This is a genomic window from Mycobacteroides sp. CBMA 271, from assembly GCF_009729205.1.
GTDB lineage: Bacteria > Actinomycetota > Actinomycetes > Mycobacteriales > Mycobacteriaceae > Mycobacterium.
The window spans coordinates 16,969-31,706 of record NZ_VTHB01000004.1; the positions used below are offsets into that span (position 1 = coordinate 16,969).

Annotated in this window: 14 protein-coding genes and 2 tRNA genes; 11 read left to right on the top strand and 5 right to left on the bottom strand. The window is 63.5% G+C overall.

Features of this window, described 5'->3' with window-relative positions:
* Positions 1-27: 27 nt before the first annotated feature.
* The gene (pepN, locus tag FZI91_RS11380; RefSeq protein WP_162525631.1) at positions 28-2,592 is read right to left on the bottom strand and encodes an aminopeptidase N; all 2,565 of its coding nucleotides are present in this window, start codon (positions 2,590-2,592) and stop codon (positions 28-30) included.
* Between the two features lie 93 nt (positions 2,593-2,685).
* On the opposite strand from pepN, the gene FZI91_RS11385 reads away from it, so the two are divergent.
* Positions 2,686-3,303 carry a DsbA family protein gene (locus tag FZI91_RS11385; protein WP_155939149.1) on the top strand — a complete coding sequence of 206 codons (618 nt, stop codon included), beginning with the start codon at positions 2,686-2,688 and terminating at the stop codon, positions 3,301-3,303.
* Here the strand turns inward: FZI91_RS11385 and FZI91_RS11390 are convergent.
* Entirely contained in the window at positions 3,300-4,256 is a 957-nt protein-coding gene (locus tag FZI91_RS11390; RefSeq protein ID WP_155939150.1) for a M48 family metallopeptidase, read from the bottom strand. The two genes, FZI91_RS11385 and FZI91_RS11390, sit on opposite strands and share 4 nt — an antisense overlap.
* Positions 4,257-4,303: 47 nt before the next feature.
* On the opposite strand from FZI91_RS11390, the gene FZI91_RS11395 reads away from it, so the two are divergent.
* The 3 genes from FZI91_RS11395 to FZI91_RS11405 all read left to right on the top strand — a co-directional run bounded on the left by FZI91_RS11395 (position 4,304) and on the right by FZI91_RS11405 (position 6,336).
* Positions 4,304-4,783: a ribose-5-phosphate isomerase gene (locus tag FZI91_RS11395; RefSeq protein ID WP_155939151.1), complete on the top strand. Its 480-nt coding sequence runs from the start codon at positions 4,304-4,306 to the stop codon at positions 4,781-4,783.
* A gap of 5 nt (positions 4,784-4,788) precedes the next feature.
* Positions 4,789-5,586 carry an Fpg/Nei family DNA glycosylase gene (locus FZI91_RS11400; protein WP_162525630.1) on the top strand — a complete coding sequence of 266 codons (798 nt, stop codon included), beginning with the start codon at positions 4,789-4,791 and terminating at the stop codon, positions 5,584-5,586.
* A 78-nt stretch (positions 5,587-5,664) separates the two neighbouring features.
* Positions 5,665-6,336: a TetR/AcrR family transcriptional regulator gene (locus FZI91_RS11405; protein WP_155939153.1), complete on the top strand. Its 672-nt coding sequence runs from the start codon at positions 5,665-5,667 to the stop codon at positions 6,334-6,336.
* Here the strand turns inward: FZI91_RS11405 and FZI91_RS11410 are convergent.
* Complete coding sequence (locus FZI91_RS11410; protein ID WP_155939154.1) at positions 6,333-7,172, bottom strand: DUF1542 domain-containing protein; 840 nt, start codon at positions 7,170-7,172, stop codon at positions 6,333-6,335. The two genes, FZI91_RS11405 and FZI91_RS11410, sit on opposite strands and share 4 nt — an antisense overlap.
* Before the next feature lie 144 nt (positions 7,173-7,316).
* On the opposite strand from FZI91_RS11410, the gene FZI91_RS11415 reads away from it, so the two are divergent.
* Both FZI91_RS11415 and FZI91_RS11420 read left to right on the top strand, forming a co-directional pair.
* On the top strand, positions 7,317-8,171 hold the full coding sequence (locus tag FZI91_RS11415; RefSeq protein ID WP_155939155.1) for a hypothetical protein: 855 nt from the start codon (positions 7,317-7,319) through the stop codon (positions 8,169-8,171).
* Positions 8,161-8,733 carry a hypothetical protein gene (locus FZI91_RS11420; protein WP_155939156.1) on the top strand — a complete coding sequence of 191 codons (573 nt, stop codon included), beginning with the start codon at positions 8,161-8,163 and terminating at the stop codon, positions 8,731-8,733. The genes FZI91_RS11415 and FZI91_RS11420 overlap by 11 nt, the downstream gene beginning before the upstream one ends.
* Before the next feature lie 147 nt (positions 8,734-8,880).
* On the opposite strand, the gene FZI91_RS11425 is transcribed toward FZI91_RS11420, so the two are convergent.
* Positions 8,881-9,951 carry a hypothetical protein gene (locus FZI91_RS11425; RefSeq protein ID WP_155939157.1) on the bottom strand — a complete coding sequence of 357 codons (1,071 nt, stop codon included), beginning with the start codon at positions 9,949-9,951 and terminating at the stop codon, positions 8,881-8,883.
* Between the two features lie 144 nt (positions 9,952-10,095).
* Positions 10,096-10,169: transfer RNA gene (locus FZI91_RS11430), tRNA-Gly, on the bottom strand.
* A gap of 142 nt (positions 10,170-10,311) precedes the next feature.
* Here FZI91_RS11430 and FZI91_RS11435 point away from each other — a divergent pair.
* The 5 genes from FZI91_RS11435 (at position 10,312) to clpX (ending at position 14,721) form a co-directional block, all read left to right on the top strand.
* Positions 10,312-10,385: transfer RNA gene (locus FZI91_RS11435), tRNA-Pro, on the top strand.
* Between the two features lie 65 nt (positions 10,386-10,450).
* Positions 10,451-11,824 (top strand): trigger factor, encoded by a 1,374-nt coding sequence (gene tig, locus FZI91_RS11440; RefSeq protein WP_162525629.1) that lies wholly within the window; start codon positions 10,451-10,453, stop codon positions 11,822-11,824.
* Positions 11,825-11,954: 130 nt separating this feature from the next.
* Complete coding sequence (locus tag FZI91_RS11445) at positions 11,955-12,548, top strand: ATP-dependent Clp protease proteolytic subunit (protein WP_155939159.1); 594 nt, start codon at positions 11,955-11,957, stop codon at positions 12,546-12,548.
* On the top strand, positions 12,545-13,198 hold the full coding sequence (locus FZI91_RS11450) for an ATP-dependent Clp protease proteolytic subunit (protein ID WP_162525628.1): 654 nt from the start codon (positions 12,545-12,547) through the stop codon (positions 13,196-13,198). Before FZI91_RS11445 ends, FZI91_RS11450 begins: the two co-directional genes overlap by 4 nt.
* Positions 13,199-13,440: 242 nt before the next feature.
* Positions 13,441-14,721: an ATP-dependent Clp protease ATP-binding subunit ClpX gene (clpX, locus tag FZI91_RS11455; RefSeq protein WP_155939160.1), complete on the top strand. Its 1,281-nt coding sequence runs from the start codon at positions 13,441-13,443 to the stop codon at positions 14,719-14,721.
* The last annotated feature ends 17 nt before the right edge of the window (positions 14,722-14,738 follow it).

Sequence of the window (14,738 nt, forward strand, 5' to 3'; positions counted from 1 at the left end):
GCAATAGCTTCACTGTCGGCGAAAGAGTTACTGGGCGTCGAACTCGCGGGCCTTGAGCGACCTGACGATACCGGCGCGCCCCTCGGACACCAGCCGGTAGAGCGATGCAGGGATCTCCTTGGCCAGGAAGCCGTCCGACTGCTGAATAGCCTCTGTTGAAATATCCCAAGACGGATACAGGCCAATCACCACGGTCTGAGCCACTTCGCTGGAACGCCGCGCCCACACATCTTCGATGACGTCGAAGTAGCGACCCGCGAACGGCGCCAGCAGCTTCGCCTGCCCGGGCTGGACGATTCCCGCGATCACCGATCGCGCGGTGATGTTGGGGAGCGTGTCATCCTCGATGACCTGCTTCCACGCGGCCTCCTTGACCTCGGCCACCGGACGCGCCGCCCGTGCTTGCGCAGCCTGGCGCTTACCGGCCGCGGTCTGATCGCGCTCCAGCTCCGCGTCGATGAACACCGAAGCATCCGGCTCCAAGGCTCCGGATGCCGCCAGTGCGTTCACGATTCGCCACCGCAGGTCGGTGTCCACTGCCAACCCCGGCAGATCCAGTGCCGCCGGATCGGCGTCCAGCAGCGCCTGCAGAACCACGGTGTGTCCCGCCGACAACACCGATGTGGTGAAGGCGTTGACGAACGCGAGTTGATGATCCGAACCCGCCTCGGCGCCGCGGGCCAGTTCCAGTAGCCGGTCGGCGAATGCCGGCCAACCGTGCTCGCGCGCCCATTCGGGTTCCGCATACGAGCTCAACGCCGTCTGCGCCTGCAGCAGCAGACGTTGCGCCACACCGACTTCCGACTCGGCATGCACGCCGGTGGATACCAGCTCGACGAAATCCCGCGCCTTCAGCTCGGCCTCACGGGTCATCTCCCAGGCGGCCGACCATGCCATCGTGCGCGGCAACGGGTCGGCGATGTCGGCGATTCGTGACAACACGGTCTGAAGCGACTCCTCGTCAAGCCGCAACGAGCAGTACGTCAGGTCATCGTCGTTCACCAAGATCAGTTTGCCGCGGGAAACGCCAACCAGCGCAGGCACATCCGTCAACGAACCTTCGACGTCCAGTTCCTCGCGATGAGTGCGTACCAGCTTGCCGGAGCCGTCGTCGTCGTAGACCCCAACGGCCAGGCGGTGTACCCGCGTCTCACCGGCGCCCGGCGTCGCGCCGGATTGCTTGACCGCGAACCGGGTGAACTTCCCGTCGTCGTCCACCTCGAATTCGGGGGAGAGGGTGTTCAACCCGGTTGTCTTGAGCCACTGTGTGCCCCAGTCCGACAGGTTGCGCCCCGAGGCCTCCTCAAGCGCCCCCAACAGGTCGTCAAACGTCGCATTGCCGAACGCGTGCGCCTGGAAGTACGCGCGCAGGCCAGACAGGAAGTTCTCCAAGCCGACATACGCCACAAGCTGTTTGAGCACACTGGCGCCCTTGGCGTAGGTGATGCCGTCGAAGTTCACCTCGACTGCGGCAAGATCGGGAATGTCGGCGGCCACTGGGTGGGTCGACGGCAGCTGGTCTTGCCGATACGCCCAGGACTTCTCGACATTGGCGAAAGTGGTCCAGGCCTCGGTGTATTCGGTGGCCTCGGCCTGGCACAGCACCGAAGCGAAGGTCGCGAAGGACTCGTTGAGCCACAGGTCATCCCACCAGCGCATGGTGACCAGATCGCCGAACCACATGTGCGCCATCTCGTGCAGCACGGTCTCGGCGCGACGCTCGTAGGAGTACTTGGTGACCTTGCTGCGGAAGACGTAGTCCTCCAGGAATGTCACCGCACCGGCGTTCTCCATCGCGCCGGCGTTGAACTCGGGGACGAACAGCTGGTCGTACTTGCCGAACGCGTACGGGATGCCAAAGTTCTTGTGGTAAAAGCCAAATCCCTGCTTGGTCTCGGTGAACAGCCGTTCGGCATCCATGAACTCGGACAGTGAAGCGCGGCAGTAGATGCCCAGGTCGATGCTGCCGTGATCATCGGAGTACTCGTCGTTCCAGCGCGCGTACGGACCGGCGATCAGCGCCACCAGGTAGGTGCTCATCTTCGGGGTGGTCGCGAAGGTGTGCACGCTGTCGGCCACCGACAGCGGCGCGCCGTTGGAAATCACCTGCCAGTGCGTGGGGGCAGTCACCGTGACGTCGAACGTGGCCTTCAGATCGGGCTGATCGAAGCAGGCGAACATCCGCTTGGCGTCGGCGGTCTCGAACTGCGAATAGAGGTACACCTCATCGTCTACGGGATCGACGAAACGGTGCAGGCCCTCGCCGGTGTGCGAGTACTCAAAGTCGGCCTCCACCACCACGGTGTTTGTGGCCGCGAGCTCGGGCAGTGTGATGCCGTTCTCCTCGTCGTACCCACTGACGTCCACCTCGGCGCCGTTGAGCTCGACGCGGAGCACAGTGCGGGCGGCGATATCGATGACCGTCGACGCCCCCGGTTGCGCAGTGAAGGTGACGGTGGTCGACGAGTGGAAGGTTTCTTCGCTGGGGCCGCCGTCGGCGTCGGTGAGGTCGAGGGTGATCGCATAGTGCTCGACGTCGATCGCTGCGGCTCGGGCCGCGGCCTGGTCACGGGTGAGGTTAGGAAGTGCCACGTACCCAACGTAGCGGGTGGCGGTGGCGGGAACACGGCGGCAGGATCGGGAGTTGCGTTACGTGTTGGCCAAACCACATTCGAAAGGCGCGCAATGTCTGCAGGCAAGAAGGACCTCGCCGAGTTCTGGTTCGATCCGCTGTGTCCGTGGTGCTGGATCACCTCGCGGTGGATCCTGGAGGTCCAGAAGGTTCGCGATATCGACGTCAAGTTCCGGGTGATGAGCCTGGCCGTCCTCAACGAGGGCCGCGACGACCTGCCGGAGCGCTACGTCGAACTCATGAAGACCGCCTGGGGCCCCGTGCGGGTGGCCATCGCCGCCGAACAGGTGAAGGGCCCCGAGATCCTGGAGCCGCTATACACCGCAATGGGCACCCGGATCCACAACCAGGACAACAAGGACCTACCCGCGGTGATCGCCGAATCGCTGGCCGAAGTGGGCCTGCCCGCCGAGCTCGCGGACGCGGCCGAGTCCACCGACTACGACGATGCGCTGCGCGTCAGCCACCACGCCGGGATGGACAAGGTGGGACCCGATGTGGGCACCCCGACCATCCACGTCAACGGCGTCGCCTTCTTCGGTCCGGTGATCTCGAAGACTCCGCGCGGCGAGGAGGCCGGGAAGCTGTGGGACGCCTCGGTGATCTTCGCGTCCTACCCGCACTTCTACGAGCTCAAGCGCACCCGCACCGAGCCGCCGACGTTCGACTAGTACCGCGGAGGCGGATTGTCGAACATGTACGACTGCTGAGGCGGCGCGTATCCGTGCGGTATCGGAGGCGGTGCGGGCGGTAGCAGCGGCGGCACCGGAGGAATGGGAGTCGGCGGCAGCAGCTTGGGTCGGAAGAACAACGACCCGGCCTGCTGCCGATTCCGCAGCGCCGCCGCGCGCCACGTGTGTACGGGATGGCTGGACAGCATGTTGACCAGCCAGACGAAGAATCCGGTCTCCAAGGTGGCACGGTTGGCCAGAGTGTCGAACTCGACCCGCTTGAGCAGGTACTTACCGGCCGCCATGACGCCAATGGCGCCCTGAATTCCAGTGGGGCGCATGGAGTATCCGTGGTTGTCGGCGGTGTATTCCATGGATCGCGACAGTGACGTGCCGAGGAACGGGACGAAGTTCATCGCGGTCTGGGCGAACTGACGCCAATACGACGCGTGCCCGGCGGCGATGTGGCCGACCTCGTGGCCGATGATGAAGGCCAGTGCGTGCGGATCGCGTGCCTCGCCGCCGATCTCGAACAGGTCGCTGTAGACGACGACGAAGCGGCGGAAGCCGTGCCCGCTCGCGAAGGCGTTGATCTGGCCGTTGCCCAGCACGACGTAGGCGTCGGGCAACTCGTGCAGTCCGAAGCGCTGCGCGGCCTCGACCACCATGGCGTAGCCCTCGGGGAACTGGGTGGGCGACATTTTTACGCCGTTCACCCGCTGTTGCCCGTAGAGGATGCCTCGACCCAGGAACAGGGTCAGGGGAGTGGCGGCCAGCGCGACGACGATGATGTTCAACTGGACATGCTCGGGATCGGCTACGTACCCGATGATGGCGAGTATCGCGCCGATGTAGAGCAGAACCGTGAACAAGACAACGGCGACGAGCAGCCCGATCTCCCACGGATGCCGGCGCGGGGGATAGGTGTACTGAGGCAATCCGACCGGGTACATGCGCGCCACGGTAACCGACCGCGGGGCAACCTGACACAATCAGCGCCATGCGCGTCTATGTGGGAGCGGATCACGCCGGCTACGAGTTGAAGCAGAAGATCATCGAGCACCTTCGGGGTCGCGGCCACGAGCCGGTGGACTGCGGTGCCTACGAGGTGGATCCGCAGGACGACTACCCGGCGTTCTGCATCGACGCCGCGCGGCGCACTGTGGCCGACCCGGGCAGCCTCGGCATCGTCCTCGGGGGTTCGGGTAACGGTGAGCAGATCGCGGCTAACAAGGTCAAGGGTGCACGCTGCGCGCTGGCATGGAGCCTGGAAACCGCGGTGCTGGCCCGCGAGCACAACAACGCTCAGCTGATCGGCATCGGCGGGCGCATGCACACCGTGCCCGAGGCGCTGGCCATCGTGGACGCGTTCCTGTCGGCCAAATGGTCGGAGGAACCGCGGCATCAGCGTCGCATCGACATCCTCGCCGAGTACGAGGCAACGGGCGAGGCCCCGCCGGTACCGGGCGCTACCTCCTAGCGCTCGTGCCGGAGGGGCATACCCTGCACCGGCTTGCCCGGTTGCATCAGCGCCGGTTCGCCGGATCGCCGGTTTCCGTGAGCAGCCCGCAAGGGCGGTTCACCGAGGGTGCCGCTGCCGTTAACGGTCGGACCTTCGTCAAGGCCCATGCCTGGGGCAAGCACCTTTTCCACGACTACGGCCCGGTCGGCGTCGTGCACGTGCATTTGGGGTTGTACGGCGCCTTCACCGAGCTGCCGACGCCCATGGGGGTGCCCGTCGGTCAGGTGCGGATGCGGATCGAAGGGCGCGAGTCCGGTACCGATCTACGCGGGGCGACGGTGTGTGAGCTCATCGACGGCCCGCGGGTCGACGCGATCTTGGCCCGGCTCGGCCCCGACCCGTTGCGTCCACGATCCGACCCGTCGACGGCCTTTGAGCGGATCGCGAAGTCGCACAGGCCAATCGGCGCACTACTGATGGATCAGAAGGTCATCGCTGGGGTGGGCAATGTGTACCGCAGTGAGGTGTTGTTCCGGCTGCGCATTGACCCGTACCGGCAGGGGGGCCACCTCGATTCCGATGAACTCACCGCGCTCTGGGGCGATCTCGTCGATCGCATGCGCATCGGGTTGCGGGTCGGCAAGATCGTCACAGTCGATCCCGAATACGACCATGGGGACCCGTCATACGCGCCAAACCGCCCCCGTACCTATGTGTACCGGCGTGCGGGTTCGCCGTGTCGGGTGTGCGGGACGCCCGTGCTCACCGCAGCGTTGGATGCGCGAAACCTGTTCTGGTGCCCCTCATGTCAAATTCGCTGATGTCAGCCGTGATGACGTTTCCGGCGGTAAACTGCGCTGAATGGGACCGCGAGTACCAATAACCCGAAAGGTGGGTTCATGACGCGACCTGGCGCGCCACTGGGAAAGCTCATGGCCCGCGCGGTGCGCGGATTGGGTTCGCATCCGGAGCCGGACGATATCGAGACCCGCTTACTGGACGCAGCTATCGAGGTGCTGGCCGAGCGGGGTACTCAGACGGCCACTATCGATGAGGTGGCACGGCGGGCGAAAGTGGGCCGCGCCACGGTGTTTCGACGCTTCTCGAGTAAAGACGAGTTGTTCGAGCGCGCGCTTGCCCAAGAGATGCGAAAGTTCCTGGATGAGCTGCAGGAACGTGCGGGTGGATTCGACGATATTGGTGAGCGGGTCGCCGAGGGGTTCGCGGTCTGTATCGAGATTGTGAATCACCCTCTCCTGAGCGGTGATTCACTCGTCGCGAGGATGACGGCGATAGAAGCGATCACTCAGGGAGATCCCGCTCCGATCGAACTGGCGCGGCACTACCTCACCTCCCAGATCGACCAGATGCGAGAGGAGGGGCGCATCCCTCCCGGCGATTCCGGTCGGCAGGTCGACGTCCTGATTCACTTGGTGCTGGGATATCTTGCCGCGCCCGGCACAACCATCGACCTCGGCAATACCGAGGAGGTGCGCGCGTTGGCGCGCGAGACATTCGCGCCCATTCTGCTCACGCCCAACGTGCCTGTCGCGGCGCCGTCGGTTCCCTAGAAGTCCCCGAAGTCGCCGCCGAAATCTCCTCCGCCGTCCCAGCCGCCGCCATCCCAGCCGCTACCGCCGCCCTGATCCCAGCCGCCACCTTGGTCCCAACCGGAGCCCTGGTCGCCCTGATCCCAACCGCCCTGGTCGGACCCGCCGCCTTGGTCGGCAGCCATTCCGGCGTCGTATCCGTCTGAATACCCTTGGCCGAAACCGCTTTCGAACCCCGATGCGCCGTAACCCACACCGTGCATGCCGGAGAACAGCGAGTTGAACAGCAGCGCCGAACCCACGCCCCAGGCCCCGGCAACGAGGGCGGGCTTCCACCACGGCTCGGAGTACCAGCCGGCGGGCACCGGACGCCCCGCGACGTTGCCGCCGGGGTAGTAGTTGGGTGTGCGGCTGGACGGCTGTGGGGAGGCCTCGACCTGGCGACCTTCGAATTCGATCTGCCGTTCCTCGCTGACCGATCCCGCCCGGTTCTGGCCGGTGGTCGAGGGCAGCTCGGGCCCGGGATCCATGCCCATCGCGACGCGGGCGGCGCGGACGTAATACAGCCCCTCGATGGCGCTTTCCTTCGCCAGCGCCGCCTGGGAGGGGGTCTTGGCCAGCTCGATACCCGAGGACGCCGCGGTGTAGCGCTCGGAGGCATCGGCGAGTGCCTGACGTGAGGCGTCATCGGTCCCGGTCAAACCGAGCACCTGCCCGCCGAGGCGCTCGGTGAGGCGACGGGCGTCGGCCTTCGCGTCTTCGAGTTGGTCGCCGCGGCGGCGGTTCGATCCCTGTGTGTAGACGATCGCGCCGCCGACGATCACGCCGACGAGAAGCAGGCCCAGGATGATTTCCATGGCACCCACGGTACTGACTGGTGGAGCGGGTGAGCGCCAGCTCACCCCTCAGCGAAACGACGCGTGGCTTCCGGCGTCGATTCGTTGCCTGGATAGAACGACTCGCTACGGCGGAAATATTGTGCCCTGGGTTAATAGACGCGCATGACATTTCGCCAGACTTCCCCAATCGGGGCGCCGAGTTGGGCACAATGGGTGCACCTAAAGGGGAGGAACGAGTTGCTACCGCTCAAAACAACGATTGATGACTTCGATGCACTCGGGGGTTATCTCAAGACCCAAGTCAGCTGGGTTTCTGTAGGCAAAGTCAAGGCGACGATCGACCCGAAGCATGCTGACAAGCGGAAGCTCGATGCAGCAACGCACATCGGATTCTTGCAACGCGATGGAGAGAATCTACGTCTAACTGATCTTGGGCGCACGTATGCGAATGCGACGGAGGCATCCGTCAAGGCGCAAGCCATGCTCGAGATGCTCCTTTCAGACGGTCTCTATTCGGCGACGGTGCACTGGATGCACTTCAATCCGCAGACCGATCCGACGAAGACGGCTATCGGCGTCTACTGGCACGACCATCACGGCGACAAACTCGGTGGAGCGCAAGGAGATGGACTCACCGACGCGGTCGTCTTCTTCTTGAGGCTGGCTGGGTCTGCTGGCCTCGGAAAGTACATCGGTGCCGGCAATGGCAGGCCCGAGACGTACTTGAAGGGCGATGCCTCGGCGATCGAGCGCGCGGCCACGACAACACCAGAGAAGCTCGCCGACACACCGACGCCGAATAACGGCGGGGGCGCAGCCTCGGGCTCAGGAGGAGGCGCCGGACCGGATCCAACGCCAACGCCGCCACCAGCCGTAAACCTGCAGACGAGTCCCGCTGTCCATGTGAATATCGAGATTCACATTGCAGCTGATGCCAATGCCGCGACCGTTGAGGAGATTTTCAAGAACATGCGAAGGTACGTGTTGAACGCCGCGCTTCCAGAAGATGGCGAGTAACCGAGCAGGACCGCCGCTTTCATGGCTGGCAGGCCTGCGTGATTTCCAAGAGGCCTACGCTATTCCAGTAGAGGATACCTCTACCCAGGCGCCAGCAGCGGCGTTATCTTCGCTGCGGGAGGCTGCAAATAACGCCCCTCCTGAGTACGCCGACTACCTCGCGGAGGCCGTTGAGTGCTACGAGAGGCAGCTCTACCGCGCGGCGATTCTCATGGTGTGGGCTGCGACAATAGAGCACATGTACGGTGTCGTCGCTAGTCATCGTGGAGGTGTTGGGAAGATCCAGGCCGCTAATTTTGCCCGCTACGGGCAGCACGGCAAATACCGAGAAGTGAAGAAGAAGAATGATTTGCTGTATCTCAGTGAGGACCAATTCATCCAGCTCTCCGAAGACGCAGGGATGATTAATCGGAACGCGCGCCGTACGTTGGCCGAGAGTCTGACGTTGAGAAACCTGTGCGGTCATCCAACCCAGTATCGGCCGGGTCGCGAGCAGGCCGTGATCTTCGTCGAGAGCCTCGTCAACAACATCCTGAGCGGGTCATGGCTGCAGTGGAGGTAGCTGTACGGGACCAATACGAGACCTGTCGAATGGGAAAATGTCTCTACCAGTGTTTTCGTCGGTGACGCAGCACGACTCCCAGGACTCACTTGGCACGGCGGCAACGCCGACTATGCCCGCGAATATCGTGTCGCTACATGGGTGAACTCAGCGTGACCGGGGCGGCACCGGCGGGCTCACGGAGTAGCCAAAGCACACCCTGTCGTCACACGTACCGTTGCGTTGATACGGGCTTTCGTTCGCTATTGAGACCCAAAGATCGATCTGCTCGCCCACTTCTTCTTCCCCCACCGTCCACAGGAAGGTGGCGCTGGGGCCAAGTGCAATACCGAGATGACCCGACCTGGACCTCCCGTTGTCGTAGATGCTGAAAGTCCACTCGATTTCGCGGTCGTGAGGATCGGTCGCAGAGAAGTCAAACTCGATAACTTGCCCGATCTTCAGCCGCTTCCTGTCGCCGCTTCCGACGCCATCTCTGCGGCCCTCGACGCCGAATGAGTCACGTGCGTAGTTGATGCTGGCGTAGTACGCATCAGCGGTCTCGGAGCCACTGCGGTAAACGGAGATCAAGTTCTGAATTTGCCCTGCGATTCCGGCAAGTAATTGTCGCTCGTGTGGCACAACCGGACGGGCATGCGCGATCGTATTGCGCACGTCGAGCATCGCATTCAGGTAGACCTCGGTGCGCTTCTTGTCGTCAAGAATCGGACCCGTCTTGTCCCAGTGCTTAAGGACCAACGACTTGAGGTGAAACGCCTCGGTGTAGTCGAGCAGGTCCTGGCTGACCGAGACTCCGTCTCGCCGCTTGTCCTCCTCTGTGCGTTTGGCTTCTAGCCCTTCGACCTTGTCAGCGGTGAAGTCATCGATCCATGTCGGTCCGATGGTCGCCCGGACGATCTCTCGGAAAGCGGTTTCTGCGGCGACGAGCTGTGAGTAGATGTCGACTACATAGGCCGTCGGTATCCCTGGGTCTGCCGGCGGTCCGGGAACTTCGATGTTCAGGTGTTGAGCCAGGGCCACAAGGTCATCTTGGCGACCTTGCATGAGGACTTCGCCGATTGACGGACCCTCGAAGTTGAAGCCCAGGGCGCTGAATCCGAAGTGGACAAGGAGCAGTGACTGGTCGTCTCCGCGCATCGGATCCATAGCGTCTCGCACAGAGATCACCAGGTTGTAGTGGTCGCTGCGATTGAGCTGCTGGGGCGGATCGGCCTTCACGGTCGGTCATTCTTTCATCGTGAGCGGACACCGGCTTGTGGGACCGCCAGATAACAGCTCAGGCAGCACGGGCGCGGCACAGGCTCGCCGCCTCGAATGGGCGTTCGAAATCGAAAAACTCGCCTGTCCGCCGAGCAGTCCTGGTGGAGCGGGTGACGGGAATCGAACCCGCGTAGCTAGTTTGGAAGACTAGGGCTCTACCATTGAGCTACACCCGCATGCTTGCGAGGTTGTCCCGCACGCGCTGACGAATGTACAGCGCTGGGGCGGATCAAATCCAATTCATACCGTTGCATGTCGAGGCCGTAAGATCGCTGGGTCTCGTACGGAGGATTGGACGAACGACGGACGCAGGTCCACCGGGGTGTAGCGCAGCTTGGTAGCGCATCCGCTTTGGGAGCGGAGGGTCGCAGGTTCAAATCCTGTCACCCCGACAGCACGACAGCACGAGAACCGCAGGTCAGGACGATCTGCCGCGAACTATAAAGGAGCACTGCACGTGAAGAGCACCGTCGAAAAGCTGAGCCCGACCCGGGTTCGCATCAACGTCGAGGTTCCCTTCGCAGAGCTTGAACCAGATTTCTCGAAGGCCTACAAGGAGCTGGCCCAGCAGGTCCGCCTGCCCGGATTCCGTCCCGGTAAGGCACCCGCGAAGCTGCTCGAGGCCCGCGTGGGCCGCGCCGCGGTACTGGAGCAGGTCGTCAATTCCGCGCTTCCCGGCCGGTACAGCGAGGCCGTCACCGCCTCCGACGTGAAGCCGCTCGGCCAGCCGGAGATCGAGGTCACCAAGCTTGAGGACGGCGAAGAGCTGACCTTCACCGCCGAGGTCGACGTGCGCCCCGAGATCGAGCTGCCCGACCTGAGCACGGTCGCCGTCACCGTCGAGCCGGTCATCGTCGAAGACTCCGAGATCGAGTCCGAGCTTGAGGCGCTGCGTGCACGGTTCGGAACCCTCAAGGGCGTCGAGCGTGCCGCCGAGAACGGCGACTTCGTGTCGATCGACCTTTCGGCCACCGTCGACGGCAAGGAGGTCGCAGACGCCGCGACCACCGGTCTGTCCCACGAGATCGGCTCCGGACAGCTGATCGACGGCCTGGACGAGGCAATCATCGGCCTCAAGGCCGATGAGGAGAAGGTGTTCACCACCAAGTTGGCCGCCGGCGAGTTCGCCGGGCAGGACGCCGAGGTGACCGTCAAGGTCGGGTCGATCAAGGAACGCGAGCTGCCCGCCGCCGACGATGATTTCGCCCAGCTGGCAAGCGAATTCGACACCATCGCCGAGCTCAAGGAGAGCCTCACCGAGCAGGTGAAGGGTCGCAAGCGCATCGCCCAGGCCGATGAGATCCGCAACGAGGCCATCACCGTGCTGCTCGACACGATCGAGATCCCGGTGCCCGAGAAGATCCTCGAGGAGCAGATCAGCAACAGCCTGCATGAGGCCGTCCACGGTCTGGACCACAACGAGGACAAGCTCAACGAAATGCTCGAAGAGCAGGGCACCTCGCGTGAGGAGTTCGACAAGGACATCCGCGAGTCCGCGACCAAGTCCATCAAGAGCGAACTGTTGCTCGACTCGATCGCCGACAAGTTCGAGATCAACGTCGACCAGCAGGACCTGACCGAGCGTCTGGTGCTCATGTCGCGCCAGTACGGCATCGAGCCGCAGCAGCTGATCCAGTACCTCACCCAGCAGCAGCAGCTGCCCGGTCTGTACGTCGACGTGCGTCGCGGCAAGGCCATCGCGGAGGTCGTTCGTCAGGCCAAGGTCACCGATTCCACCGGTGCCGACGTGGACGTCGAGGCCGTGCTGGGACCGCGTCGCGAGGTCGCGGCCGAGGCGGATGCAGCCGACGCCGAGGGCGACACCGAATAACGCTCTGAGCGAACTCGCCCGTGGTGGGGAGTGCGCAGCGGCCGATGTTGGTTAATGTCGGCAGTACGCAGAATGGTTCTCAAGCGAAACTCCGAAGCGCTATACGAAGGCAGGTTGCACAGTGACTGAAATGCGTTCGGCGACAGCCGGGCTCAACCTCATCGACTCGGTGTATGAGCGCCTGCTCTCCGAGCGCATCATTTTCCTGGGCCAGCAGGTGGACGACGATATCGCCAACAAGCTGTGCGCGCAGATCCTGCTGCTGACGGCGGAGGACCCCACCAAGGACATCCACCTGTACATCAACTCCCCGGGTGGGTCGATCAGCGCCGGCATGGCGATCTTCGACACCATGGAGCTGTCCGAGTGCGATATCGCCACCTACGCGATGGGCATGGCGGCATCGATGGGCGAGTTCCTGCTGGCAGCGGGCACGAAGGGCAAGCGGCACGCCCTGGCGCACGCCCGCATCCTGATGCACCAGCCGTTGGGTGGTGTGACCGGTAGCGCCTCCGATATCGCGATCCAGGCCGAGCAGTTCCAGGTCATCAAGAAGGAAATGTTCCGCCTCAACGCCGAATTCACCGGCAAGAGCGTCGAGCAGATCGAGGCCGACTCGGACCGTGACCGCTGGTTCACCGCACCCGAAGCCCTGGAATACGGGTTCGTCGACAAGATCATCAGCCGTGGCGGTCTCAACGGCAGCAAGGGAGCGTCCAAGTGATCTCGAAGCACCTCAACCCGGAATTGGCTCCGCAGGCGCGCTACATCCTGCCGCAGTTCGTCGAGCAGTCGAGTTTCGGCGTGAAGACCTCGGACCCGTACAACAAGCTGTTCGAGGAGCGCATCATCTTCCTGGGCAACCAGGTAGATGACGTGTCATCCAACGACATCATGGCCCAGCTGCTGGTGCTGGAATCACAGGATCCCGACCGCGAAATCACCATGTACATCAACTCCCCGGGTGGCTCCTTCACCTCGTTGATGGCGATCTACGACACCATGCAGTACGTGCGCTCAGACATCCGCACCGTGGTGCTGGGCCAGGCCGCGTCGGCCGCTGCGGTGCTGCTCGCGGCCGGTACGCCCGGCAAGCGGATGGCGCTGCCCAACGCTCGCGTGTTGATCCACCAGCCGTCACTCTCGGGTGTCATCCAGGGGCAGTTCACCGACCTGGAGATCCAGGCCAAGGAGATCGAGCGCATGCGGGTGCTGCAGGAGACAACCCTGTCCCGGCACACCGGTAAGGCCGCGGCGGACATCCGCAAGGACACCGACCGCGACAAGATCTTCACCGCTGAAGAGGCCAAGGAATACGGGATGATCGACGTCGTCCTGGAGTACCGCAAGCTCTCCGCTCAGGCAGCGTCGTAACTGCCGGGTGGTGAGCTCGGATAACAGTTGCAACACACCGGTCCTCGGCGCGCGTCATCCGCGGCTCCGGTCGGTGTGAGGCGATATGTTCTCCAGCACGGCAGCGCGTAAATGCCGTCGGTGCGATTCGCTTTATCGGTCGCGGTGCGGCAGAGGTAGCGGGTAGCGTCGGGACCAACAGGTCAGAGGACGTGCTGACAACACGATCCACCACCGCGTGACAGGAAGTAGGACTGGCCCCCATGGCACGTATCGGAGACGGCGGCGACCTGCTGAAATGCTCGTTCTGCGGAAAGAGCCAGAAGCAGGTCAAGAAGCTCATCGCCGGCCCCGGCGTGTACATCTGCGATGAATGCATCGACCTCTGCAATGAGATCATCGAAGAGGAATTGGCCGACGCCGACGACGTCAAGCTCGATGAGCTGCCCAAGCCGGCCGAGATCCGCGACTTCCTGGAGAACTACGTCATCGGCCAGGACAACGCGAAGAAGACGCTGGCAGTCGCCGTCTACAACCACTACAAGCGCATCCAGGCCGGCGACAAGGCCCGCGACGCCCGTGGCGAGACCGTGGAACTGGCCAAATCCAACATCTTGATGCTGGGTCCCACCGGCTGCGGCAAGACCTACCTGGCGCAGACATTGGCCAAGATGCTGAATGTGCCGTTCGCCATCGCTGACGCCACCGCACTTACCGAGGCCGGGTATGTCGGCGAGGATGTCGAGAACATTCTCCTCAAGCTGATTCAGGCCGCCGACTATGACGTGAAGCGCGCCGAGACCGGCATCATCTACATCGACGAGGTCGACAAGATTGCCCGCAAGAGCGAGAACCCGTCGATCACGCGCGACGTCTCCGGTGAGGGTGTGCAGCAGGCGCTGCTGAAGATCCTGGAAGGAACCCAGGCCTCGGTGCCCCCGCAGGGCGGGCGCAAGCACCCGCACCAGGAGTTCATCCAGATCGACACCACCAACGTGCTGTTCATCGTGGCGGGTGCCTTCGCGGGCCTGGAAAAGATCGTGTCGGACCGTGTTGGCAAGCGCGGCTTAGGTTTTGGTGCCGAGGTCAAGTCGAAGGCCGATATCGACACCGCCGACCACTTCGCCGACGTCATGCCCGAGGACCTGATCAAGTTTGGTCTCATCCCCGAGTTCATCGGCCGCCTGCCGATCGTCGCCTCGGTGACCAACCTGGACAGGGAATCGCTCATCACGATCCTGTCGGAGCCGAAGAACGCGCTGGTCAAGCAGTACACGCGCCTCTTCGACATGGACGGCGTGGAGCTGGAGTTCGAGCAGGATGCGCTGGAGGCTATCGCCGATCAGGCCATCCACCGTGGCACCGGGGCCCGCGGGCTGCGCGCCATCATGGAGGAAGTGCTGCAGCCGGTGATGTATGACATCCCGAGCCGCGATGACGTCGCCAAGGTTGTGGTGACCAGGGAGACCGTCATCGACAACGTGTTGCCGACCATCGTGCCCCGCAAGCCTTCGCGTGCCGAGCGTCGCGACAAGAGCGCCTAGCTCACCGGGCCGGCGGG